General features: G+C 57.8%; 20 protein-coding genes and 1 CRISPR repeat array. Of the genes, 6 read left to right on the plus strand and 14 right to left on the minus strand.

The window, feature by feature from the left end; translation table 11 throughout:
• Window positions 1-73: 73 nt before the first annotated feature.
• Together ACVWY9_RS11840 and ACVWY9_RS11845 are read left to right on the plus strand one after the other, a co-directional pair.
• Window positions 74-433, plus strand: coding sequence for a DUF190 domain-containing protein (locus tag ACVWY9_RS11840; protein ID WP_457388522.1), 360 nt, complete (start codon window positions 74-76; stop codon window positions 431-433).
• 42 nt (window positions 434-475) lie between these two features.
• Entirely contained in the window at window positions 476-1,669 is a 1,194-nt protein-coding gene (locus tag ACVWY9_RS11845) for an MFS transporter (protein WP_457388524.1), read from the plus strand.
• 122 nt (window positions 1,670-1,791) lie between these two features.
• On the opposite strand, the gene gloB is transcribed toward ACVWY9_RS11845, so the two are convergent.
• The 4 genes from gloB to ACVWY9_RS11865 form a co-directional block, all read right to left on the minus strand.
• Window positions 1,792-2,550 (minus strand): hydroxyacylglutathione hydrolase, encoded by a 759-nt coding sequence (gloB, locus tag ACVWY9_RS11850; protein WP_414416695.1) that lies wholly within the window; start codon window positions 2,548-2,550, stop codon window positions 1,792-1,794.
• A 7-nt stretch (window positions 2,551-2,557) separates the two neighbouring features.
• Window positions 2,558-2,821 carry a DUF3143 domain-containing protein gene (locus ACVWY9_RS11855; protein ID WP_011431822.1) on the minus strand — a complete coding sequence of 88 codons (264 nt, stop codon included), beginning with the start codon at window positions 2,819-2,821 and terminating at the stop codon, window positions 2,558-2,560.
• 127 nt (window positions 2,822-2,948) lie between these two features.
• A complete protein-coding gene (locus tag ACVWY9_RS11860) occupies window positions 2,949-3,365 on the minus strand; it encodes a J domain-containing protein (RefSeq protein ID WP_414342162.1) in 417 nt (138 codons plus the stop codon).
• Window positions 3,366-3,476: 111 nt separating this feature from the next.
• The gene (locus tag ACVWY9_RS11865; protein ID WP_011431820.1) at window positions 3,477-3,656 is read right to left on the minus strand and encodes a 50S ribosomal protein L32; all 180 of its coding nucleotides are present in this window, start codon (window positions 3,654-3,656) and stop codon (window positions 3,477-3,479) included.
• Window positions 3,657-4,176: 520 nt separating this feature from the next.
• Between ACVWY9_RS11865 and ACVWY9_RS11870 the strand changes: the two genes are divergently transcribed.
• The gene (locus tag ACVWY9_RS11870) at window positions 4,177-5,028 is read left to right on the plus strand and encodes a hypothetical protein (protein ID WP_457385604.1); all 852 of its coding nucleotides are present in this window, start codon (window positions 4,177-4,179) and stop codon (window positions 5,026-5,028) included.
• On the opposite strand, the gene ACVWY9_RS11875 is transcribed toward ACVWY9_RS11870, so the two are convergent.
• The 10 genes from ACVWY9_RS11875 to gcvP all read right to left on the minus strand — a co-directional run bounded on the left by ACVWY9_RS11875 (window position 4,997) and on the right by gcvP (window position 22,291).
• On the minus strand, window positions 4,997-5,833 hold the full coding sequence (locus tag ACVWY9_RS11875) for a metal ABC transporter permease (RefSeq protein WP_457388569.1): 837 nt from the start codon (window positions 5,831-5,833) through the stop codon (window positions 4,997-4,999). The genes ACVWY9_RS11870 and ACVWY9_RS11875 overlap by 32 nt on opposite strands.
• A gap of 10 nt (window positions 5,834-5,843) precedes the next feature.
• Window positions 5,844-6,641, minus strand: a complete 798-nt coding sequence (locus ACVWY9_RS11880) for a metal ABC transporter ATP-binding protein (RefSeq protein ID WP_457388527.1) — start codon at window positions 6,639-6,641, stop codon at window positions 5,844-5,846.
• Window positions 6,638-7,759, minus strand: a complete 1,122-nt coding sequence (locus ACVWY9_RS11885; RefSeq protein ID WP_457388529.1) for a metal ABC transporter solute-binding protein, Zn/Mn family — start codon at window positions 7,757-7,759, stop codon at window positions 6,638-6,640. Before ACVWY9_RS11885 ends, ACVWY9_RS11880 begins: the two co-directional genes overlap by 4 nt.
• A gap of 13 nt (window positions 7,760-7,772) precedes the next feature.
• A complete protein-coding gene (locus tag ACVWY9_RS11890; protein ID WP_011431815.1) occupies window positions 7,773-8,216 on the minus strand; it encodes a SufE family protein in 444 nt (147 codons plus the stop codon).
• A gap of 97 nt (window positions 8,217-8,313) precedes the next feature.
• On the minus strand, window positions 8,314-9,453 hold the full coding sequence (cfa, locus tag ACVWY9_RS11895) for a cyclopropane fatty acyl phospholipid synthase (protein ID WP_011431814.1): 1,140 nt from the start codon (window positions 9,451-9,453) through the stop codon (window positions 8,314-8,316).
• Between the two features lie 70 nt (window positions 9,454-9,523).
• Window positions 9,524-15,582: a CRISPR direct-repeat array (repeat unit 36 nt; unit sequence GTTTCCAATTTCTAGGGATCCCCCCGAAGGGGGAAC).
• 277 nt (window positions 15,583-15,859) lie between these two features.
• Window positions 15,860-17,515 (minus strand): ABC1 kinase family protein, encoded by a 1,656-nt coding sequence (locus ACVWY9_RS11900; protein ID WP_011431813.1) that lies wholly within the window; start codon window positions 17,513-17,515, stop codon window positions 15,860-15,862.
• A 45-nt stretch (window positions 17,516-17,560) separates the two neighbouring features.
• On the minus strand, window positions 17,561-18,142 hold the full coding sequence (locus ACVWY9_RS11905) for a peroxiredoxin family protein (protein ID WP_011431812.1): 582 nt from the start codon (window positions 18,140-18,142) through the stop codon (window positions 17,561-17,563).
• Window positions 18,143-18,179: 37 nt separating this feature from the next.
• Window positions 18,180-18,617, minus strand: coding sequence for an SRPBCC family protein (locus ACVWY9_RS11910; protein WP_414343614.1), 438 nt, complete (start codon window positions 18,615-18,617; stop codon window positions 18,180-18,182).
• A gap of 2 nt (window positions 18,618-18,619) precedes the next feature.
• The gene (locus ACVWY9_RS11915) at window positions 18,620-19,234 is read right to left on the minus strand and encodes a hypothetical protein (RefSeq protein WP_457388532.1); all 615 of its coding nucleotides are present in this window, start codon (window positions 19,232-19,234) and stop codon (window positions 18,620-18,622) included.
• A gap of 90 nt (window positions 19,235-19,324) precedes the next feature.
• On the minus strand, window positions 19,325-22,291 hold the full coding sequence (gcvP, locus tag ACVWY9_RS11920; RefSeq protein WP_457388534.1) for an aminomethyl-transferring glycine dehydrogenase: 2,967 nt from the start codon (window positions 22,289-22,291) through the stop codon (window positions 19,325-19,327).
• A gap of 193 nt (window positions 22,292-22,484) precedes the next feature.
• Here gcvP and psbU point away from each other — a divergent pair, with 193 nt between their 5' ends.
• The 3 genes from psbU (at window position 22,485) to csaB (ending at window position 24,961) form a co-directional block, all read left to right on the plus strand.
• A complete protein-coding gene (gene psbU, locus ACVWY9_RS11925) occupies window positions 22,485-22,853 on the plus strand; it encodes a photosystem II complex extrinsic protein PsbU (RefSeq protein WP_457388536.1) in 369 nt (122 codons plus the stop codon).
• A 51-nt stretch (window positions 22,854-22,904) separates the two neighbouring features.
• Complete coding sequence (locus ACVWY9_RS11930; RefSeq protein WP_457388538.1) at window positions 22,905-23,798, plus strand: Rpn family recombination-promoting nuclease/putative transposase; 894 nt, start codon at window positions 22,905-22,907, stop codon at window positions 23,796-23,798.
• 77 nt (window positions 23,799-23,875) lie between these two features.
• Window positions 23,876-24,961, plus strand: a complete 1,086-nt coding sequence (csaB, locus tag ACVWY9_RS11935; RefSeq protein WP_457388540.1) for a polysaccharide pyruvyl transferase CsaB — start codon at window positions 23,876-23,878, stop codon at window positions 24,959-24,961.
• Window positions 24,962-25,091: the final 130 nt, after the last annotated feature.

The following is a 25,091-nucleotide window of genomic DNA, read 5'->3' on the forward strand; positions in this document are numbered from 1 at the left end:
TTTCTCGTTTTGACAAATTGGCCAGGAACTTCTTGAGTTTTCTCTATCTCGTCAGTGCTCTCTTTTGGCTCAAATGAAAGATCAACACAACCTAGATGATGAACCAGAAGTTTATAAATTGGATATTTACATCGGCGAGTCAGACCGTTGGCAAGGGAAGCCTCTCTACCTGGCTCTGCTGGAGCTAGGTCGTCAGCGTGGGCTAGCTGGTGGTACTGTGGTGCGAGCTATTGCTGGCTTTGGTCGAAACAGTCATATTCGCAGCAGTAACCTTCTAGAGCTTTCCACAGATCTGCCCATTTTGGTAACTTTCATCGACACGCCGGAAAAAATCAAAGCCTTTCTACCGGAAGTAAAAACTCTGATGCATGACGGTCTAGTTACTTGCCATAGGGTACAAGTATTCCATCATGTTCCTCATCAACAACAATAGTCCAGATCTGAAAATAGATTCCCCATTGCCAAGGAGCTGGTTATGCCCGATTCCCCTTCTGCCCTGCGCTTTATTGTTTTGCTGGGGATCGTCAGCCTCTGCGCCGATGCCACCTACGAAGGGGCACGCAGCATTTCTGGAGCTTTTTTGGGATCCCTAGGGGCCAGCGGCACAGTGGTGGGCTTGGTGGCAGGCGGGGGAGAGCTGCTGGCCTATGGCTTGCGCTTGGGAGTGGGGTATTGGAGCGACCAGCTGGGCAGGGATCCCGCGCACCGCAGTCGGGGTCACTGGCGGCTCACCACCTTGGGCTATGTCATCAACACGGCGGTGATCCCGGCTTTGGCCTGGGCGGGCAGTTGGCCTTGGGCCGCCGTGCTGCTCTTGGCCGAGCGGACGGGCAAAGGGATCCGCACCCCGCCGCGGGACGTGTTGCTCTCCCATGCAGCCTTGCAGGTGGGTCGGGGCTTGGGGTTTGGCCTGCACGAGACCCTAGATCAGATTGGGGCGGTGGGGGGGCCGCTGTTGGTGGCGGCAGTTCTGAAAGTCGGCTATGGCTTCCGGGGTGGGTTTTTGGCCTTGGGGATCCCGGCAGCGGTGGGGCTGGCGGCTTTGGGGCTAGCGCAATGGCTGTATCCCAGTCCGCGCGACTTTGAGCCGGAGCCGGAGATGACTCCAGCAAAAGGCTTGCCCAAAGTTTTCTGGCTGTATCTTTTGGCAGCAGCCTGTGTGGCTATGGGGTTTGCGGATTTTCCCCTCATTGCCCTGCATCTGCAACAACAGTCAGGGAGCGATGGGGCAGGGATCCCTTTGCTCTATGCCCTGGCCATGGGGGTGGATGCCCTAGCAGCCCTGGGCTGTGGCTGGCTGTTCGACCGCGTGGGGCTGTGGAGCTTGCTGGGAGCGGTGGCGGTATCGGCTGGATTTGCGCCGCTGGCCTTTTCCGGTACCTATGCTCTGACGGTGCTGGGCATGGTGCTCTGGGGCATTGGCTTGGGGGCCCAAGAATCCATCATGAAGGCGGCGGTGGCCGGTATGGTAGCTCCCGAGACGAGGGGCTTTGCCTTTGGCCTGTTTACCAGTGTCTATGGATTGGCTTGGTTTGTGGGCAGCGCCCTGATGGGGGTGCTTTACGATTTCTCCCTGACTGGCTTAGTGCTCTTTTCGGTAGTCACTCAAGGGCTGGGGGCGGCTATCCTGCTGGCTCTAGTGTCCAGGAGGCAGGCCGAGGTGGGCTGATGAAAAGCCCCTGCACCAGATTACGGTGCAGCTCTTCGGGGGTTTCGTTCGTGCTGGTGGTGAGGAGCACCATCCCCTCAGGTTTTGGGCCACCTCCAGGAGCTTTTGTCAGAACCCGATTTTCAGAACTGATCCTTCATACCGCGCAGGCGAGCGAAGACCCGCACCGGATCCTGGAGCCCGGTGGCAGCTTGCAGAGCCGGCTGATCCCAGCGCAAGAAGGGGTTGGTGCGTCGCTCCTCGCCCATAGTGCTGGGTACTGTTGGGGATCCCGATTGGCGCAGGGCGGCCACCTTTTGGTAACGGGCCTGCAGGTCGGGATTTCCCCCATCCACCGTCAGGGCAAACCTGAGATTGTTCAAGGTGTATTCGTGGGCACACCACACCCGCGTCGGTTCAGGCAACTGGCGCAGTTGATCCAGGGATCCCAGCATTTGTTCCGGGGTGCCTTCAAACAGCCGCCCGCATCCCCCGGCAAACAGGGTGTCCCCACAGAAGAGATCCCCGCTCTCGGAAAAGTAGTAGGCAATGTGACCCCGGGTATGGCCGGGCACAAACAGCACCTTTGCTAGCCGACCCGCAAACTCCACCGTTTCCCCTGCCTTGAGCTCCACCGTCTGGCCAGGGATCCGCCCCCGATCCACCTGGCTGCCATAGACTCTGGCACGGGGATAGCGCTCCAAAAGCTGTCGGTTGCCCCCCACGTGGTCGTGGTGGTGGTGGGTGTTGAAAATGGCCACCAACTCCGCCCCCAGCTCGGCCAGCTTTTCCAACACGGGCTCAGCCACTGCCGGATCCACCACGGCTGCTGTTGCAGTGTCGGGATTGTGGAGCAGGTAGATGTAGTTATCGCGCAGGGCAGGCAACTGGAGAACGCGCATGGCTCGGCTAACTCTCAAAAATGGCCTGTTCTACGTCTTGCCGGCTGAGGGAATAGGGAAAAGATAAAGTTTTCGTGTTGCCGTCTGGGTAGGTGTATCGCACCCAAATGCTGGTTTCTTCCAGGCGCAAAATGGCTTTCCAGCCAGGCCGTTCGCAAAACCACTGCTCCACATCCTGCGGATCGCGGGTGCAGCCCTGATCCTCCAGCCAGCGTTCGATGGTGTGGAGCGGGTGATTGTACAGGGGCGTGGTTGCAGGAGGCAAAGGCATGGCGAGATTCAAGAAAAGCAATCAAACCCTAGAGTCAACGGGCTATGTTCATTCAAGCACTCCTGATCCAGAATCCGAAAACTCGATCCCAATGTCCTACCGAAGAGGGCAGGAAATGCTCGCAGAATCAGCTTGCCCCACTCTCTCGCAGCCAAGCGAGGACACCTGCCAACACCAAACACACGACTAGGGTGGATCCCATCAGCAGCAGGGCACACAGCTCGCCAGCCGAAAGTGGGCGGGTTTCCATACGCAGCTCTAGAGAATCGGCACCAAGGGATCCCGGCATGCCCAGAGATCCCGTGTTGGCGGTCACCGCCCGTAAGCTGGCATCGTAGATGGCCCGTTTCGCCGGGTTGCTGAGGACAAGGTAGGCCTCCTGCAACTCTTGGAAGCAGCGAATGGCCACTTCCGGAGCCAGGGGAGAAGTATCGGGATGGTAGCGCTTGCTCAATTGCCGGTAGGCCCGCCGGATGGCCTCAGGAGATGCCCCTGGAGACAGACCCAGCCGTTGGTAGTAGGTGAGGGAAGTCAAGGAGCGCATGCAACCTATGGAGGAGCAAGACTACAGGGGCAGCAAAACCGCTTTCAGGGGAGCACAGCTCTAGTCCAGTGTAATCACTCGCGCAGACACCGGGATCCCTGCAGCAAGCCTCTATTCTTCCTCATCCTCTTCAGACTTAGCTTTGGGATAGTAGAAACCGGTGTTGCGACCGCTGAGAATGGCGCGCCCAATGGTCATGGCTCGCTGGGCCTGGAGCTTAGCTTTGCCCAGCCAGACGGCGTAGCGCCTGCGACTGCGGGCTTTAGAAGTTTTCTTCTTAGGAACAGGCATGGCTTCGCACAAAAACACAGCCTTACTAGGCTAGCATTGAGGCTGCGCTGCCGATCCCAGCTTTATTCAGGCAAGTAGCCTATCAGTGGTTGACCAAAAGGCGCGGCAAGCCCCGTCCTTCAGGGCAGGGAAGGATAGCGCCGACCGTAGCCGACGCCCTTTAAAAACGCAGTTATGAGAATAACGCCGATCGCGGCAGCGGGCCGGAGGCCTTTCTGGTCGGTGCCACCAACATCCTTGCTCGCGGGATATAGCTGTTGCGAGACGAAGGGCAGGACACGGCCGACGCTGCGGTCGGGATGCGGGTGGGTGAACCACCCGTGTCAGCCCGGATGGCCTGTGGATCGAACTGCACGGGCGGTCGGAAGCAGGAACCCGCCGAGACGACTGCGCAAGGAGCCATCCATGCGCAGCGTGGTAGGAATCTCCAGCCTTCAGGCCGGGGAGGATGTCAAACGAACGACACTTGCTTTCTGAGCCACTAACCTTGTAGAAAGACAAGGGCGAAAGGGCGGCTTTGATGCGGCGGCGCATTCTACAGCTTTGCATCCTCGGCTGGACGATGCTCCTCGTCCTGGCAGTGGGGGGCAGGGGATCCCTGCTGGTTCCCCACTTTTTTGGCATTGAAGCCCTGCAAGCCCAGGCTCAAACTCAAGCCGGAGAACTGCCGCAGCCGATGCGGCTCAAACTTCCCCCCGGCCTGGATCGCTACGCCTACGACAAGGCGGTGGGAGACTACTTTGAGGAAATCGAGCCGCTTTTGCCAGGTGGAGCCTATGCCCAGTGGGCCTTCTATCCCGTCCCTATCTACATCCAAGGGGATCACCCCCAGTGGAAGGCCTCCGTGGAGCAAGCGGTGAAGGAGTGGTCGGCCTACATCCCGCTCAAGGTGGTGGCCAAAGAGGAGGAGGCTTTCTACGGGATGAGCATTTACCGCGTTCCTCCTATTGGCGGCGGGGTGGCAGGGGCGGCCCGCCCGGAGTTTTTCTTCGCCTCGGATGGCTCTTTACAACAGCGGGTGCGCATCGTCATTGCAGAAGGACAGGGGTTGGCCGAGGTGACGGCGGTGGCCCGGCACGAGATCGGGCATGGGCTGGGGCTCTGGGGCCATAGCCCGAACCTGCGGGATCTGATGTATGGCGGACACCATGCGGCGGCTACCGGCAATCGGCGGGTGTTGCGGGTGCCCAACATTACCAAGCGGGATCTCAACACCCTCAAGCGCGTCTACGAGCAGCCCACCCTCAGCGGGCAGGTCTTTCCAGAGAGCTATCGCCGCCTGTTTGGCCAGCTTCTGCAGGAAAAGCCGCTGCCCGAGAGAGCTCTTGGATTGCCGCTAGCTAGAGCTGCAGGAGTTGCGACACCCCCTTGAGCGCCATAGCTAGGAGAAAAAAGAGCAACTGGGTGGCAACAATGCTGGGGCCGGAGGGCAGGTTGAAGGTTGCCGAGGCGATCATCCCCAGCACCGCGCTCAGTCCCCCAATACCTATGGCCAGCAGCACATAGGTTGTAAAGCGGGATCCCAAAAGCCTTGCCGTCGAGGCTGGGATGACCACAAAAGCGCTCACCAGCAACACCCCCACCGAGCGAATCGCCAGGGCCACCACCACAGCCAGCAACACCACAAAGGCCAGCTTCTGCCAGCCCACCTGAACCCCCCGCGCCCGCGCCAGCGGCTCATCCAGGGTCAGCAACATTTGGGAGGGCAAAGTCAATCCCACATAGGCCGAGCTGATCAGCAAGAGGATCCCGCTCGTCCACAGGGCTGCCGGGCTGATCCCCAAAATCTCCCCAAACAACAACTGGTTGAGGTTGCCCCGATAGCCGGGCAGCAAGCTGAGGGCGATAACGGCCAGCGCCAAAGAGGAAGAGTAGATGATGTTCAGCACCGCATCCGCCGACAGTTGAGTGCGCTCCAAGACAAAGGTGACGCCCAAAGCAAATCCCACCCCAAACACCATCAACACCACGGTGGGATTCAGCCCCAGCAGCACTCCCAAAACAATCCCCAGCAGAGCCGAATGCCCCAGGGCATCGCTAAAAAACGACAGTTGCCGCAGAATAACAAAACTGCCCAGCAGCCCACCTGTCATGCCGGTGAGGATCCCACCCAGCATGGCCCGCTGCATAAAGGGCAACTGCAACAGCTCCACTACCCGCACCCAGCCCTCCAACATCGCCTTCCCCTCAGTGACGGTGGTAGCGGACAAAATGGTGCTCCGCACCGCTGTCGCGAACAGGCCCATAAACCCGGCTCAGCACTTCTGGTGCCAAAGCCACCTGGGGGGATCCCTGGCAGATGAGGGATTGGTTGAGGCACAGCACGCGGTCGCAATAGCAAGACACCATTTCCAGATCATGGGAGATCTGCAAAATGGCCCAGCCCAGAGATTGGCGCAGCTCTTCCAAGAGCCGGTAAAACTCCCCCTCGCTGAGCGTATCTAAGCCTGCCGGTGCCTCGTCGAGGATAAGCAGCCGCCGCGGCCAAGCCAAGCAATAGGCCAACAGCACCCGTTTCAGCTCCCCGCCGCTGAGCTGGCCCAAAGCCTTAGAGGACAGGTGGGATGCGCCGACCCGTTCCAACGCCTCTTTCACCGCCTGCTGCCGAGCAGAGCGCTGCTGCCAGGGCCAGCGGGGTTGCAACGCCCCCCAACCCAAAGCCACAAACTCCTCCACCACCATGGGAAACCCAGGATTGAACTGAAAACGCTGGGGCACGTAAGCCACCTGCTGCCGCACTGACGGGGGCAAATAGCCGGACAGGCGCACCGGCTCTCCCAGAATCCAAACCGAGCCGCACTGCCGCGGCAGGATCCCCAAGATGGCCTGCACCAAGGTACTTTTGCCAGCGCCATTGGGGCCGACAATGGCCGTATGGGATCCCGCCCTCAGCTCAAATGACACATTCTGTACTGCCAAGCGGGATCCCCGATAGACCGTCAGCCCCTCGACGCGCAGGACAACCTCGCCGGAGCAGGAGATCACCGCCCCCTCGCCAGCAGGTGTTCGAGAGCAGCTTGGCCCAGCAGCGGCAATTGCAGGGGCAGGAAGGCCGTCTCCTTCTCAAAGGCGGAGACCAGGTTCTCCACGTTTTGCCGCAGGATGGTCAGGTAATATTCCGGCTCGATCCCCTCAGGGCCAGCGGTTTCGATGGGATCGAAAACGCGAACTTGGATCCCTAGGTCTCTGGCCAAAACCTCAAAGGGGTTGTTGTCTCCCACCTGAGGTTCCACCAAGATGGTCTTCAGGCCCGACTCCCGCACCGTCTCCATCACCCGCCGCACATCTTCGGGGGAGGGGCTGGCTTCAGGGATCTCCACCAAGAACTCGGCTTTGAGGTTGTAGCGCTCGGCAAAATAGGGGGCAAAGTCGTGGAAGACCACAAAGCTTCTTCCGGCAAAGGGAGCTAGCCGAGCGGCAATCTCCTCATCCAAAGCCTTGAGCTTCTCGATAAAAGCAGCCGCATTGGCCTGGTAGATCTCTGCCCCCGCCGGATCTACAGAGATGAGGCCATCACGAATATTTTCCACCTGCTGAATGGCCCGCCTGGGATCCAGCCAAATGTGGGGGTTAAACTCGCCGTGGCTGTGCCCATGAGAGTGTCCATGACCGTGCCCGTGAGAATGGCCGTGACTGTGTCCATGAGAGTGTCCATGGCCGTGACCGTGGGAGTGCCCATGCTCTGGCTCCTCAGCCCGCAAAGTTGGGATCCCTTCGCTGCTGTCAACGATTTGCAATTGGGGGTTCCCAGCGCTGGCGATCAACCCTTCCAAAAACGTTTCCATACCCAACCCGTTGATCACCAGCACATCCGCCTGAGCCAGCAAACGAACCTCCTCAGGTCGAGCCTGAAAGTCGTGGGGCCCCATCTGAGGGGGAAGGAGTGGCGTGACTTCTGCCCGATCCCCGGCCACAGCACGGGTAAATTGCGTTATCGGCAAAATCGTGGTCACCACCTTTGGGGGGCTGGATCCCTGCTGGGCCCGGGACTCTTCTTGGCGCATCTGCAGGCTTCCCAGGATCCCGACCGAAAGAGCGGCCACCAGAGATACCAGCAATCGCATGGATCGAACAGAGCGAAGAGAGTTAAGCCTATCGGTCATGTGCAGAAATACCTCACAAAACAACAGAGACAGCAGAACTTGCAGAACCCGACCTTCGAAAAGCCAAAGCCCTCTGCTGGAGCAAAGAAAACATGCTCACCAGACCGTTGCTCCTGGAAGGGCTAAGGCTGAAATTGAGGCCCATCTCCCGCACAAACTCTGGGGAAACCCCCAAAATCTCTTCCGGCGCTAGGCCACTTAGCCCCTCCACCACAATGGCCACCAAACCCTTGACCAACTGAGCATCGGCATCCCCTTGGATGTAGACCTTGCCCTCCCTAAACTCGGTGGCCAGCCACACCCGCGAAGCGCAACCTCTGACTAGGTTCTCCTCCTTCCTCTCCGCTTCGGGAAAGGGTGGCAGGCGCTTGGCATAGGCTAGGAGAAGCTCATACTTCTGCCGCGAGGTCTTGGCTTTCTGGAAGCGATTGACAATTTGCTGCAGAGCTGCGGGCATCCCTCAGCTTGTCTAGAGTGAGAATGATAATCAAACTCATCATAACACCCCCACTCAGCGAGGGCGCAGGGGCACCTGCAAACTTTTGGGACTGTCGTTACCGAAGCGAGCGATAGCCGCCACTTACTCCCCGTGGTGAGAGGACCAGTTGCCAAAGTTGGCTGGCCCGGGCCTTGAAGCTACCGGCACTCATCAGGAGATAGAGCCGCCACATGCGGCGAAAGCGCTCATCGTAGCGGTCGGCTAATTTTGGCCATGCCTGCTCGAAATTGGCGTGCCAGGCTTTTAAGGTGGCCACGTAATTGATCCCAAAATTGTGCCAGTCTTCCAGCACAAATAAGCCCTCAAAGGCTGCAGTAATCAGATGAGGCGAGGGCAGCATCGAGTTGGGGAAAATGTAGCGCTCAATCCAGGGATCCCGCCCCTGGTAGGCCACGTTGCTGCCGATGGTGTGCAGAAGAAACAAGCCATTGTCGTTCAACAAGCGGCGGGCTACCTGCATAAACGTTCGGTAGTTTCGGTAGCCAACATGTTCAAACATGCCGACAGAAAGGATGCGATCAAACTTTCCCTGGGTCTGGCGATAGTCTTCTAACCGAATCTCGACCGGCAGGCCGCGGCAGCGTTCGCTGGCCAGTTTGGCTTGCTCTTTGGAAACAGTAATCCCCACAACCTGCACCCCGTAGCGTTCGGCCAGGTACTGGGCTGTGCCGCCCCAGCCACAGCCGATGTCGAGCACCCGCATGCCGGGTTGGAGTTCCAGCTTGCGGGCAATGAGGTCAAGCTTAGCTTCTTGGGCTTCATCCAGAGTTTGCGCGCCCCCATCCCAATAGGCACAGCTGTAGATCATGCGGCGATCCAGCATGTCCTCATAGAGATCGTTGCCAATGTCGTAGTGGCGCTGGCCAATGACGAATGCCCCCTTGCCCCGCTGGCGGTTGATAAGGCAACTGTCCAACCCAAGCAAGGGCTGAGTTAGCCAACCCACCTGCTGCGGTGCCTGGGCAGTTAGGAGACGACAAACTAACTCATCAATGGCCTCGCAATCCCACCAGCCCTCCATGTAGGCCTCGCCAAAGCCCAGGGATCCATAGAGCAGGCAGCGCAGATATAGCCGCTCGTCGTGAACTTGAATATCCCAAGGTTGCGAGCCATTGAGGGTTATACCGGCAGCATCCAGAACTCGAAGCGCGTACTGACGCGCCAGCCAGCGCAAGCTGTTGAGTCCTTTCCCCATCCTCAGGAATCCCTCACCACAGGGAAACTGACTCAACAAATACAACCCAACGCGGCAAGGGATCCAACAAGTTTCCAATTTCTAGGGATCCCCCCGAAGGGGGAACAGGATGTGACTGAATTTGTAGATGTTGAGGATTTGCTGGTGTTTCCAATTTCTAGGGATCCCCCCGAAGGGGGAACTGCAATGACGAAGGCCTGACTGGTATCAGCATCCCCGAGGAAGTTTCCATTTTCTAGGGATCCCCCCGAAGGGGGAACCAGAATATTACCGTCTAACAGTCAACGGTAATAAATGGGTTTCCAATTTCTAGGGATCCCCCCGAAGGGGGAACTTGTTTATTCCCGGATAAGGGAGAGGTGGTTATGTATACCAAGTTTCCAATTTCTAGGGATCCCCCCGAAGGGGGAACTAAGCCGTCTTCCGCAATGGAAGCATGGCGGCTCCTGTTTCCAATTTCTAGGGATCCCCCCGAAGGGGGAACGCTTGCACCTGGCGAGTTGGTCCGGAATGATCAAGGGCAGTTTCCAATTTCTAGGGATCCCCCCGAAGGGGGAACAACCCGCTGCGGAAGCGTTTCGGCATTCAATTGTAAATGTTTCCAATTTCTAGGGATCCCCCCGAAGGGGGAACTTGCGAGTTATCGCAAATGGGGGGTTCTCCCCGAGTCGTTTCCAATTTCTAGGGATCCCCCCGAAGGGGGAACGGGCAAATGGGCTCCTATACCTTTCCCCTCGACTGGTCTAGTTTCCAATTTCTAGGGATCCCCCCGAAGGGGGAACACAAGCAGTCATTTAGGAAGTCGAACATAGCAAACCTGTTTCCAATTTCCAGGGATCCCCCCGAAGGGGGAACTCCTCAATAGCCCCGACTACAGCCTGATAGCAGGCTTCGGGTTTCCAATTTCTAGGGATCCCCCCGAAGGGGGAACAAAATTGAATATGAATCAACAACTGAATAACCTAGGCCGTTTCCAATTTCTAGGGATCCCCCCGAAGGGGGAACAGAGAAAACGTTCACTCCTCTAGAGAGTCTACTGTTAGTTTCCAATTTCTAGGGATCCCCCCGAAGGGGGAACGGCAATCCTGAGCGAAGCTTCGAGAGTGTAATACTCTCGGTTTCCAATTTCTAGGGATCCCCCCGAAGGGGGAACCCTTGTACTAAGTACAGTGATAGATTATCTAAGCTGTGTTTCCAATTTCTAGGGATCCCCCCGAAGGGGGAACATAAACGCCCGTAGAGAGAATGTTTTTAATTCTCCTCTTGTTTCCAATTTCTAGGGATCCCCCCGAAGGGGGAACAACCTAAGTAACATACTCGTAATGAAACTATGGCTAAAAGTTTCCAATTTCTAGGGATCCCCCCGAAGGGGGAACGATAGGAGGATGGGATGGCCACGACACACCGTGCAAAGAAGTTTCCAATTTCTAGGGATCCCCCCGAAGGGGGAACAGTTGATGTTAACTTGCGACCACTACAACCGTCTGCAGTTTCCAATTTCTAGGGATCCCCCCGAAGGGGGAACGGGGTAAGTCTGCTGTGGAGGGGTTGAGTGTGAGTAGGTTTCCAATTTCTAGGGATCCCCCCGAAGGGGGAACTTCGGCGAGCAAAACTGCCAGCCGGCAGAGGAGAAGGTCGGTTTCCAATTTCTAGGGATCCCCCCGAAGGGGGAACTCCCGCCAAGAAGCATTATGAACCACCCAAGTTGGTGTTTCCAATTTCTAGGGATCCCCCCGAAGGGGGAACAACCTTACCATCTGGGCAGTAAAAGATAGGAAAGCCTAGTTTCCAATTTCTAGGGATCCCCCCGAAGGGGGAACTTGCTAAGTCAGCGCGAAGCCGACCGAATTAGAAATGAGGTTTCCAATTTCTAGGGATCCCCCCGAAGGGGGAACGCTCAGTTTTTCTGAATTTGTTCCGAGAATACTGATGGTTTCCAATTTCTAGGGATCCCCCCGAAGGGGGAACTTGGTTTCGTGCGTGTTCGCCCCAGAACATCGAGATCGAGGCGGAAAGCCCCTTCACGTTTCCAATTTCTAGGGATCCCCCCGAAGGGGGAACCCGTGTTCTTAGTTTATTTGGAGACTCAAAATAACGTTCCTGCGTTTCCAATTTCTAGGGATCCCCCCGAAGGGGGAACTTAGAGAATCCCAGTCTCGTTGCAGATGATGATGAATTGTGTTTCCAATTTCTAGGGATCCCCCCGAAGGGGGAACTTACTAATTAGACACTTTATCCATCTAGCAGAAAGTATCCGGTTTCCAATTTCTAGGGATCCCCCCGAAGGGGGAACTTCAATGGTTACGAACGGATTGAGGAGAGCGTCCCCTACTACTACGGTTTCCAATTTCTAGGGATCCCCCCGAAGGGGGAACACTTTAAGGTCTTTGCTTGACCGGCTATGATCTTCTCAGGTTTCCAATTTCTAGGGATCCCCCCGAAGGGGGAACGGTCCTTGTAGAAGAAGGGTACACACGTATTGGTAGTGAACGTTTCCAATTTCTAGGGATCCCCCCGAAGGGGGAACCTTCCTCGGATAGTGTCGCTTGAGCTGGGTTACGAAAAGGAGTTTCCAATTTCTAGGGATCCCCCCGAAGGGGGAACCTGTTCTACTTTAAGTGTCTGTTTGTACATGATAGCGTTTCCAATTTCTAGGGATCCCCCCGAAGGGGGAACCATTGGCTAAAGCACTTGCATTATGCAATACGGATAGTGAGCTACGGTTTCCAATTTCTAGGGATCCCCCCGAAGGGGGAACACGGTAAACCGCTGCGTGAGCCAGTTTGGACTAACGTCAGTTTCCAATTTCTAGGGATCCCCCCGAAGGGGGAACCCCTAAACAAAGGGAGGTAATCATGGAGATCCTGAATATCAGTTTCCAATTTCTAGGGATCCCCCCGAAGGGGGAACTCGACTAGCTCGCAGGCAACCGCCCAGCTTGGGCTGGGCCGTTTCCAATTTCTAGGGATCCCCCCGAAGGGGGAACTCTTATCTAACTCTGGTATACCTTGAGCTTGTTCTAGAAACTGTTTCCAATTTCTAGGGATCCCCCCGAAGGGGGAACGGGATAAAGAACACCCAGGATTTTCCTGGGTGTGTTGTTTCCAATTTCTAGGGATCCCCCCGAAGGGGGAACCCAGTACTACTGGTGTTCCCAACGCTGTCGTTGGGTCCGGCTGAGTTTCCAATTTCTAGGGATCCCCCCGAAGGGGGAACTACTTATCTCAGTGTTCACTCACAGAGCACGAAATCTTCGAGTTTCCAATTTCTAGGGATCCCCCCGAAGGGGGAACCCTGGTATAGCGGACCAGTCGAGATTAGACAACATCGTTTCCAATTTCTAGGGATCCCCCCGAAGGGGGAACGATAGGCCAGATTGAGGAAGTCATTCGAGCAAAAGCGAAAAGGTTTCCAATTTCTAGGGATCCCCCCGAAGGGGGAACTACCTGCCGCGCTTCCGCAAGCAGTTCGTCGGGGGTCCAAATGAAGGTTTCCAATTTCTAGGGATCCCCCCGAAGGGGGAACGTTCGAGAAGAACCCGAGCGTCATCAAACAGGCAATTCAAGTTTCCAATTTCTAGGGATCCCCCCGAAGGGGGAACCTGAAAATCTGCGCAAGCAGATTGAGGCGGCTGTAGCGTTTCCAATTTCTAGGGATCCCCCCGAAGGGGGAACGTTGATGGTGTAGTCGTCACGTAGGGTGAGGTTTAAACGTTTCCAATTTCTAGGGATCCCCCCGAAGGGGGAACCTAAGCAAGTTCCTGAACTGCTGCCGAAACCTGAAAGGGTAGTTTCCAATTTCTAGGGATCCCCCCGAAGGGGGAACCCCAGTGAAACAGTCGAATATATCTATGACATCGACGTTTCCAATTTCTAGGGATCCCCCCGAAGGGGGAACTTGGGTGCTCCACGTAGGAGCCTCCACGCCTCCATCCCGGAGGTCGGGTTTCCAATTTCTAGGGATCCCCCCGAAGGGGGAACTCGATCTCGCTTGGCCTCCAACAGTCTGCGGGAGGCTAAGTTTCCAATTTCTAGGGATCCCCCCGAAGGGGGAACTTTTCTTGGTCTTCCCCGTCCCATCGAGGACGAAGGATTGTTTCCAATTTCTAGGGATCCCCCCGAAGGGGGAACGACTTCACCTTCAAATTCGAACTGTTGAATAGTCATAGAGTTTCCAATTTCTAGGGATCCCCCCGAAGGGGGAACTCTAGGACTTCCGAGGATTGTTTCCCTCGAGATTGGGGTTTCCAATTTCTAGGGATCCCCCCGAAGGGGGAACATAAATAAGTGAAGGCTGCCACTAGGGCAGCCTTTTTATTTTTGTTTCCAATTTCTAGGGATCCCCCCGAAGGGGGAACAGAATTCATTCTAGAACCCTCCATTCAGGGTTTTTGGTGTTTCCAATTTCTAGGGATCCCCCCGAAGGGGGAACTCCAAGAATCCATTTGTACCCTCCAGCTTTCTGCTTACGTTTCCAATTTCTAGGGATCCCCCCGAAGGGGGAACTCCAGTGATCCTCTAGGATTAACCACCCGCCAATGGTTTCCAATTTCTAGGGATCCCCCCGAAGGGGGAACGATTTCTGCAGCCTCTCGCAGACTGTTTGTTACGAGAAAGTTTCCAATTTCTAGGGATCCCCCCGAAGGGGGAACACGAATCTATTCTCTCTATTCTTGGAGCGCAAGATGCTTGTTTCCAATTTCTAGGGATCCCCCCGAAGGGGGAACAAGACCTTCCTTATCAAAGAGGAAGGAACGGCCAGTGTTTCCAATTTCTAGGGATCCCCCCGAAGGGGGAACGGGAGACAATGGGGGGCGACTTCGATGGGGATCCCGTCGTTTCCAATTTCTAGGGATCCCCCCGAAGGGGGAACTTGACATAGACAACCTCGCCTTCTGAGAGTGCCTTGTTTCCAATTTCTAGGGATCCCCCCGAAGGGGGAACTTTAGAGTCATTCTAAGAGCTTTAGAAAGATGTGTAGTCAAATGTTTCCAATTTCTAGGGATCCCCCCGAAGGGGGAACATGACTGCACTAACACACCGCGCAAAACGCCGTGCGGGTTTCCAATTTCTAGGGATCCCCCCGAAGGGGGAACTGGATGAGCATTTTACTGAAGTAAGCTTCTATATTCCGGTTTCCAATTTCTAGGGATCCCCCCGAAGGGGGAACACCACCCGCAATTCTTCGATAGTCCTCAGAGTGTTCCGTTTCCAATTTCTAGGGATCCCCCCGAAGGGGGAACGCTGAAGCGCGTAGCGCAGGGGATGTAGCGTCAGCCATCCGCGTTTCCAATTTCTAGGGATCCCCCCGAAGGGGGAACTATATCTTGGGTATCCGTAAATAACCTCCCCCAACTCGTTTCCAATTTCTAGGGATCCCCCCGAAGGGGGAACCCAGATGGGTCAACCCGCCGCGCTTGGCGGGGAGGCGTTTCCAATTTCTAGGGATCCCCCCGAAGGGGGAACAACCCCTGATATATTGGCACCGCTCTGCCCTTAGGATTTGTTGTTTCCAATTTCTAGGGATCCCCCCGAAGGGGGAACTGTCCACCATCATTTACATAATAGAAATGTAAATGTTTCCAATTTCTAGGGATCCCCCCGAAGGGGGAACTAGAAGTATAGTACCTAGTACCGAGTTCCACTCTGAAGTTTCCAATTTCTAGGGATCCCCCCGAAGGGGGAACCCAAGAAGGCTGGTGGACATTTGGGGGCAGTAAGACCACAAGTTTCCAATTTCTAGGGATCCCCCCGAAGGGGGAACTCTTGCTGGGGTACTCGGGGAGGTAAGCTGGATTGAAGTTTCCAATTTCTAGGGATCCCCCCGAAGGGGGAACATCAACCCGGCAAACCTGGCACAGCGGGAGGAAGAAGTTTCCAATTTCTAGGGATCCCCCCGAAGGGGGAACATGAATACTGATTCGATCACCGTCATAATCGCCGCCCGGTTTCCAATTTCTAGGGATCCCCCCGAAGGGGGAACTCAGTACACCATGTAGGCTATCGACAGTCCACCCGTGATGGTTTCCAATTTCTAGGGATCCCCCCGAAGGGGGAACCGGGACTATTCGCCCTAGAAATGAAGTATTCTCTGGTTTCCAATTTCTAGGGATCCCCCCGAAGGGGGAACCCACCCCTATTAAACCCAAGCAGGGCAAGGAATGCAAGGCCCATTTGCGAGGGATCCGGAAAAAAGTCGGCAAAAAGAGTTTTGGCGAGGGGGTTTTGGGGCCGGAAAGCCTTGTGGCGCAAGGCGTCGAGGGATCGAACGAAAGAATCGGCCTTTGCGGCTTTTGGCGGATCGCTCGCGGAGGCGTTGATACCGTTTTGGTGTTCTTTTGGAAACATCGAGATCCAGACAAGGGCAGTAGGGCCCTGAGTCCACTGATGAGCCAACCTCAGCCAATCTAGCCGCGCAGGCGACCGGAGCGCAGGATGCTGATGACGAGCCACAGCCCCAACAGGCTGGCCGCCCCGAACAGGAGTTCACTCAGCCAAAAGACCTGAAACCGCTGCGTCTGAGCCGAGATGATGGCAGCTCCGACGATCAGAGAGCCGACCACAATGCTGTAGGAAAGGCGGTTGGCCGACTGATCCAGGCTGCTGCGGATCCCGTCCAGCTCTTGGATGGTCAAGTTCCAGCGCTGGGTTTCCGAGGTGATGCGGCTGAGCAGCAGCTCCATCTGGCGCGGCGATTGCAGAGAGAGATTTTTCAAATCCAAAGCCGTGCGCAGCAGCGAAGGCAGAGGGGCCTCCCCCAGCAATTGCGCCCGAAACACATCCGCCATCAGGGGGCGAAGCTGCTCCGGCAGGTTGTAGTCGGGGGTGAGCTGGCGGGCGATCCCTTCCAAATTGGCCAGCGCCTTGGCACAGAGGCCCAAATTGCCGGGAATGCGGATCTGGTTGCGCCGGGCCGCCTGCAGGATCTCGGAAAAGAGCTGGCTGAAGTTGAGCTCCGCAATGCTCAGGGCGTAGTACTGCCGCAGCAGACGCTCGTAGTCGCTTTGGAGCTGGGCCAAGCTGACAGTCTGATCCCGCGAGCGGGCCGCGGATCTTTCCGGCAGGGCCAACTCCAGGGTCAATTCGGCACAGCGCTGGGCATCGAGGCTGACAATGGCCAGCATCAGCTCCAGCAGAATCTGCTGCGTGCGCGGATCCAGCCGCCCAATCATGCCGCAATCCAGCAGGGCTACGCGACCGGATCCCAAGTAAAAGAGGTTGCCGGGGTGGGGATCGGCGTGGAAATAGCCATCAATGCAGATCTGCTGGAAAAAAGCGCGGGTCAAGAGGCGGGCGATGTTTTCCGGGTCCGCGTCGCTGCGATCCGCCTCCAACAAGGGCCGGCCCTCGATCCACTCCAGCGTCAACACCTTTGGCGTAGTGAGAGGCCAATGGATGCGCGGCACCACCAGTTGGGCCGGATCAAACCAACGCCCCCTTTGCAACTGTTGGCGGAGCTGCTCGGTGTGGCGGGCCTCTTGGGTAAAGTCCAGCTCTGCTTGAATGGCCCGGCAGAACTCATCCGCCAAGGCCACCACATCTGCCAACCTGCCGAACTCCGTTTGCGCCACCAGCTCGGCAATGCCCCGGATTAGCCGCGTATCCCGCTCCACCACCGCCTCCAGCCCGGGCCGCTGGATCTTGAGGGCCACCCACTCGCCGCTGACCAGACAAGCCCGATGGACTTGGGCAATGGATCCCGCCGCAACCGACTCTGTGTCCAGGCTGCTGAACACCTGCTCCAACGGCTGCCGCAACTGCTGCCGCAGCAGGATCTCCACCGCATTCCAGGGAACAGGAGGTACGTCGGCCTGCAGAGTGCTGAGGGCCTCGATGTACTCTCGCGGCAACAGGTCCGGACGGGTGCTCAGCAGCTGGCCCAGCTTGACATAGACCGGCCCCAGATCCACCAAAATGTTGCGCAGCACCATTGGGGGGGGCAGTTGGGGTTCCCCAGCCTTGCCAAAAGAGAGCAAGCGGCGCATGTAGTCCCAACCGTGGCGCAAAACCACCTCCAGGATCTCGGCCTGACGCGCCCCACTCTGGGCCAGACGGGCAAACATCGCAGTCTCTCTCCCTGGAAGTCCAATGGCAGAGAAGCCCGATCCCTAGAAAAAGGGGATAGGGGCCACCCTACGGGTTCCATCCCAGCCGGTTTGCAGCCCCTCCCGCAACACCCGCAGCACCTCATCGGTATCGGCATTGGGCTGGGCAAAGGAGAAAACATGCTTGAAGCGCAGTTTGCCCTCCCGATCCACAACGAACTGGGCCGGCAGAGGTGCTCCCAAAGCTTGGCCAACCCCATAGAGGCGGAAGGTTTTGCACTCGGGATCCACCAGCAGTGGGTAGGGCAGTTGCAGGTCTGCTTGAATCTGCTGGCTTTGAACCGGATCAGTGCTGGTGACCATCAGCAGCTCCGCCCCCAGAGCTTGGATCTCGCCGTAGCGGGCTTTCAGCTCTTGGATGTGGGGGTAGCAAAAAGGGCAAAAAAGCTTTTCGGTGAAGATACGAGTAAAAGCCAGAACCACCGGCTTTTGGCCGCGGTAGTCCGATAGCCGCACGGGATCCCCTTGCACGCGCGGCAGCTCAAAATCGGGGGCAATCTGGCCGATTTCCAGAGAAGTGTTGGCTGGTTGGGGGATGAAGTTGTCGGCAAAGCGACGGTTAAACAGTCCGCTGTTGCTGGTCATTGCAGTTTTTTACGTTTCTTTACTACTTGCCACCAGCCTAACCCAAAGCCTCGGCCACCGCCTTCAGCCGTCGGAGCTGGGCCCGCATATCCTGCTGGGTCGGCCCTGCTGCCAACAGGTAAAACCCTGCCGCCACCCAGGGACTGGGGATGCGGAAGTTGAAGCAATTGACTAGAAGGGTACCCCCCGGCTGGGGATGGCATTCCCAGCGGTCGGTTCCTTCAAAAAATCCCTTAAACTGCCACTGCACCAAGCCTTCTGCCCGCTCTGTAATCACGCAATCCAAGCTGGGGGATACAAACGGCAAGCGAAGGAAAAAGCGGTAGCGGCTGCCCAATTCCGCCAGAGGGGATCCCACCGCCTCACAGCCCAACAGCGGGTTGAGCCAGCGCTTCATCAACTCCAGGTCGGTGAGGCAGCGATCCACCTGGGCCACGCTGGCCGCAATCGGAATTGACTGGGTGTAGACAGGCATCCTCAGGGGAAAGTTGGGGGAGCGAGCTTGGCCGCAGAGAGGTCTTCTGCCGTGGCAGAGGGGGATACGGTGCTCAGCAAAATCAAGATATCGCGATATTCCACCTGATCCGGCCCGCGACGGGGGGATCCCACTTGCACCACCGCCTGTTGGAGAGGCTTTTTGGGGTGGGGGGGAGACTCGAACACCAAGGTGCGGATCCCATTGGCCTGCTCGATGTCCGAGAGGATGTCCCAGCCCCGGCCCCACAGGGTGCGGCGATAGTAGGCGGCAATGGCCTCCAGAGGCTGAGAGGTCTGCAAGATCAGGGAAGCAAGGCCCCCCTCTCGATCCCGAATCTGTCCCGAAGAGATGATGGAAGCGTTGGGCAACTGCAAGTGAGGGGGAAACTGGGGGGGAAGAGCGCGGGCATCCCCCAGGGAAGCCTCAAAATGCGTGCCATCTTTGCCGATGTGACGCCGCACGGGATCCTGATCCACTTCTTGAGCAACCGGATCAGGCATCTTGCGGCAGGCCACGAGGGATCCCGCCAACAGCCCCAGGGTTAGCCGAGTAAGAATAGGCAAAGAACTTGGCCCCACTGACGTGAACCGCTCAAGACGGGGATTTTTTCTCATCCGTTGGCCAGGGATCCCTGACTGGTTATAGCGGATCCCGCCTTTGGATACAACCAATCTCCCTTTCTGGGCCAAGTTCCAGAGCAGCCATCATTCGTCGAGCCAGGGCTGACAACTGCACACCAGGTGGCGATCCCCGTAGGCGTTGTCGATGCGGCTGACGCTGGGCCAGAACTTGTGGGCCTTGACCCAAGGGAGCGGGTAGGCGGCCAGCGAGCGAGGATAGGGGCGATCCCAGTGGTCGGCAGCCACCACCTCGGCGGTGTGGGGGGCCAGCTTGAGGGGATTGCGCACCGGATCCATCTCGCCTCGCTCAATGGCGGCAATCTCCTGGCGGATGGCAATCATTGCCTCGCAGAAGCGATCCAGCTCCTCCAGAGATTCGCTCTCGGTGGGCTCCACCATCATTGTCCCCGGCACCGGCCAGGAGATGGTGGGGGCGTGGAAGCCATAGTCCATCAGGCGCTTGGCCACATCTTCCACCTCGATGCCGGCGCTTTTTTTCAGGGGGCGCAAATCCAAAATACACTCGTGGGCTACCCATCCCCCCGGCCCTTTGTAGAGCACCGGGTAGTAGGGATCCAGCCGCTTGGCGATGTAGTTGGCGTTGAGGATGGCCACTTGGCTGGCCAGGGTAAGGCCGGCGGATCCCATAAGGCGAATGTAGGCCCAGGAGATGGGCAAAATGCTGGCACTGCCCCACGGGGCAGCGCTGACGGGGCCGTTACAACCGGGCAAAACAGGATGGCCAGGCAAATAGGGCACAAGGTGAGGGGCCACGGCAATGGGCCCTACCCCCGGCCCACCCCCCCCGTGGGGAATGCAGAAGGTCTTGTGCAGGTTGAGGTGGCAGACATCGGCCCCCAGCTCGGCAGGACGGCAGAGGCCCACCTGAGCGTTGAGGTTGGCCCCATCCATGTACACCTGTCCCCCCGCCTCGTGGATTATCTGGCAAATCTCGCGGATCCCTTCCTCAAACACACCGTGGGTAGAAGGGTAGGTGATCATCAAGGCGGCCAGCCGCTCCCCGTGCTGCTCCACCTTGGCCCGCAGATCCTCAATGTCGATATTGCCGGCTTCATCACAAGCTACGCTCACCACCTGCATCCCCGCCATCACGGCGCTGGCCGGGTTGGTTCCGTGGGCCGAGGTGGGGATCAAGCACACCTGCCGCCGGCTTTCCCCTCTGGCTTGGTGGTAGCGGCGGATAGCCAACAGGCCGGCATATTCCCCCTGAGATCCGGCATTGGGCTGCAGAGAAACTCCGGCAAAGCCGGTGATCTCCGCCAGCATCTTTTCCAACTGGGCAAAGAGGGCTTGGTAGCCGCGGGCCTGCTCCAGGGGCACAAAAGGATGGAGCTGGGCAAACTCCGGCCAGGTGACCGGCATCATCTCCACCGTGGCGTTCAGCTTCATGGTGCAAGAGCCCAAGGGGATCATGGAATGGGTGAGAGCCAGATCCCGGCTTTGCAGGCGGTGGATATAGCGCAGCAGCTCAGTTTCCGAGTGGTAACGGTTAAAGACCGGATGGGTGAGGTAGGGGGTGGTGCGCAGGAGCTGGGGCGGCAGGCTCTGGCCCAAATCCGGCCCTGGGCTGTCGGGATCCCAAGCTGGCGGTAAGGACTCCGTTCCGCTGACGCGAACGGTTCCGGCGAAGATCTCCCACAGATCCCGCAGATCCTGAGCGGTGGTAGCCTCATCCAAGCTGATCCCCAGCGTCTGGTCATCGATCTGGCGTAGGTTGATCTGTCGCTGGGCAGCGCCGGCCTGGATCGCCTGCACCTGCTCTGGAGAAGCTACCTTGACCCAGAAGGTATCGAAGAAATGCTCGGGCCCCACCTCATAGCCCAACTGACGGATCCCAGTGGCCAAGTGATGGGCCTGGCGGTGGATGCGCTCGGCTATGTGTCGCAAGCCGCGGGGGCCGTGGTAGACGGCATACATAGAAGCCATCACCGCCAAAAGCACCTGAGCAGTGCAGATGTTGCTGGTGGCCTTGTCGCGCCGGATGTGCTGTTCGCGGGTCTGTAACGCCAAGCGCAGGGCCGGCTTGCCTTGAGCATCCTGAGAAATCCCCACCAGCCGTCCTGGCAGCAGCCGCTTGTGGGCCTCGCGGGTGGCGAAGTAAGCCGCATGGGGGCCGCCATAGCCCAAAGGCACGCCGAAGCGCTGGGTGGATCCCACCACGATGTCCGCTCCCCACTCTCCTGGGGGTTGCAATAGGGTCAAGCTGAGCAAGTCGGCAGCCACCGTCACCACCATCCCCTTCTGGTGAGCCTGCTCCACCAACTGCCGGTAGTCCCGGATTTCCCCAAAGGTGTTGGGATATTGCAACAGCAGCCCAAAGCCCTTCTCCGGGCAAAACTCCGCCAGATCCGTCACGCGCACCTGGATCCCCAAGGGCTCTGCCCGCGTCTGCACCACTGCAATCGTCTGGGGATGACAGCCCCGATCCACCCAGAAAACTGGGGATCCCCTGCCTGCCAAGGTGTAGGCAAGAGCCATGGCTTCGGCGGCTGCGGTGGCCTCGTCCAGCAGGGAAGCATTGGCGATCTCCATCCCCGTCAGGTCGATCACCATCGTTTGGAAATTGAGCAGGGCCTCCAGTCGTCCCTGGGCGATCTCGGCTTGGTAGGGGGTGTAGGGAGTGTACCAGGCAGGGTTTTCCAGGATGCTGCGCTGAATCACCGGCGGCGTCAGGGTGTTGGAATAGCCCATGCCCAAAAAGGATCGCCACACCTGGTTCTGGGCAGCCATTGCCTGCAGTTCCGCCAACACCTGCAGCTCAGGGCAAGGGGATCCCAATTGCAAAGGCCGGCTGCTGCGAATGGCCGGCGGCACCGCCTTCTCCACCAGCTCCTGCAGCGAACTCAGCTCCAACACTTGCAACATCTGCCCAATTTGCCGGGCATCCGGCCCAATGTGCCGTCTGAGAAAGAGTTCGGTCTGCCCCAGCAACTCCAGCTCCGGAGAAGGCGTGGGTTGTGGGATCCCTGGAGATGGATCCCGGCTGGGGGGGTCAAGTCGAGTCGAGTGGAGAAGGGCCAAGTCGGACATGGTGCGATAGCCGAGAAAGGGAGAGCAAGAAAGACTGTCTCCTGATCATAGTTGTTAAAAATTGTTTCTGTCGGGATCCAAATCCTGTCTTGGCCCTCGATTCGGGGTGGAGGGGATGAGACACTAGATGGTCGGAGAATGTTAGCAACCTATACAGATGAGCCTTTTGGATTCTGCTTGGAGAAGTGATGCTATGCGCTGGCTGCTGTCCATCTTGGTTCGTGTGGTGTTAGTGCTCTGTCTGTGCTTCGCTCCTTTGGGGATCCCTGTTGTGGCCAGGGCTGCAGAGCTTCCCGCGGTGAAGCACTTAGACACTCCGATTGACGTGAACAACACCATCTTGCGCAACTACCGCCAACTGCCCGGCTTCTATCCCACCCTAGCTCGCATCCTGGTGAAAAATGCCCCCTACAAGAGCCTGGAAGACATGTTGCAGATCTCAGGCCTGACAGAGCAGCAAAAGGACCTGATCAAAGCCAACGCCGAGAACTTCGTGTTTGGCGAGTATCAGGAAGGGGCTAACCAACTGGAAAACCGCATCAACCAAGGGTACTACGGCTGATCTCGGCAGAGGGGCCATCGGGAGAATCGGCTTTTGTAGGAAAGGGATCCTGTGGCCTACGATAACGTCTGCAAGTACTTGGTGGAATGGTTCCCCGAGTCCTTTGCCCGGTGGCTGCTGGGATCCCCGGTTCCCTTGATCCAGCTCCAGCCAACGGAGCTCTCCAGCGAGCCCATTCGCGCGGACTCCCTCATCCTGCTGAGGGCCCAAAACCTGATTTTGCATCTGGAGTTTCAAACCGATCCGGATCCCGATATCCCCTTCCGCATGGCCGACTATTGCCTGCGCCTCTACCGCCGCTATCCCGACCAGGAGGTGCGGCAGATTGTCATCTACCTAAGAAAAACCCAGTCAGAACGGGTGTACCAGACTTCTTTTCAACGGGGATCCCTGTCCCATCGCTTTGAGGTCTTGCGCCTGTGGGAACAAGATCCGGAGGTGCTGTCTCAATATCCAGGACTCCTGCCTTTAGCCGTGTTGGCAGATCCGGAAAACCCGGAGCCGCGACTCCGCCAAGTGGCCAGAGCAATAGCAGAGATAGAGGATCCAAAGCTACGGCAAGAGGTGAAAGCGGCCACTGCTGTTTTGGCAGGATTAACATGGACGCCAGAGGAAATTAGCAGGGTACTGGGAGGTCTGGCTGTGCGGGAATCGACCATCTATCAGATGTGGCGAGCAGAAGCCCTCAAAGAAGGGCGAGAGGAGGGCCTGAAACAAGGTCTAGAGCAAGGTCTGCAACAGGGTCTGCAGCAAGGTCTGCAGCAAGAAGCAGCTCGACTGACTCTGAGTCAACTGCGGCGCAAGCTGGGATCTTTGCCGGAAGACCTGTCTGAAACCATCCGCCTCTTACCTACCGAGCAACTGGAGGCTTTGGCGGAAGCGCTGTTGGACTTCCAAACCCTGGCCGATTTGATCCAATGGCTCAGGGAGTCATCATCCAACTAGGGTTTGCCGTCGCGGCCTTTTCCAACCTCACAGGACTCTGTGGGTGAGTTAGGATCCCTGTTACTCAGATGGACTCGATGAAACGGCCACAGGTTTTGATCTGTGGCTACTACGGCTACGGCAATGCCGGCGATGAGGCGTTGTTGCTGGCTCTCTTACGAGAGCTAGAGCAGTTGCCCAGCCCCGTACAGCCGGTGGTGCTCTCCCGTCGCCCTGCCGAAACGGCTGCCACCTATGGGGTGCTGGCCTATCCGCGCTTCAACAGTTTGGCTTTACGGCGCTGTCTCCAGGAGGCCCAGGCTTTCATCTGGGGTGGAGGTGGCCTGCTGCAGGATCGCACCAGTTGGCGCAGCCCTCTCTACTACCTGGGGGTGATGGGCCTAGCCCAGCGCTGGGGACTGAAGACCCTTGCCTGGGCCCAGGGGATCGGGCCGCTGCAGCGGGGGTGGATTCGCGCACTAGCCCGTCGCTCGTTGGCAGGTTGCACGGCCATCAGTGTGCGGGATGGGGTTGCCTCCCAATGGCTGCAAGAGTGGGGGATCCCTCACCAGGTGGCTCCGGATCCCGTCTGGAGTTTGCCGTCCAAAACCTTGCCGGAATGGGAAACGTGGCCTCAGCCCCGCATTGCTGTGGTCTTGCGTCCGCATCCGCAACTGACTGGAGCCTGTCTAGAAGCTTTGAGCCAGGGTTTACAGCGTCTCCAGGCTTCCACGGGGGCATACCTTCTCTTCGTGCCCTTTCAGCTGGCTCCTCCCGGATCCCCTGACCTTGGGCCAGACTACCACTTGGCTCAGCAGCTTCAGCAGCGCCTACCCCACCGTAGCCAAGTGCTGGAAATTCGGGATCCCTGTCTATTGAAAGGAGTCTTTCGGGGTGTCAGGCTGGCGATCACCATGCGCTACCACGGATTGGTGATGGCGGCGGCAGAGGGCTGCGCCTGTTTTGGTCTCAGCTACGATCCCAAGGTGAAAACGCTGCTCCAGGAATTGGGCATGCCTGGCTGGGATCTGCAGGAGATGCCCACCGATCCTGAAGCCTTACACCAAGCTTGGCTGGCCTGCTACTCAGAGGGCCTAGCTCTCAGCCCTGCCCAAGCTGACCTGTGGGCGAGGCAATCGGCTCAGCACGCTCAGTTGTTGAGACAGCACCTGAAGTGGGGTTGATGGGGTTGCCTGGAGAAGTTGCTGCCAGCGAATTCCGGTAGCGGTTCTTCTGGAGAGCCGCTTTACCCCAAAAGTAGGGAGGCACGGTGTCCCCGAACCAAAGCGCTGCGTGCATCCGCTTGAGGAGGCC

This window comes from Thermostichus sp. OS-CIW-31 (genome assembly GCF_054060305.1).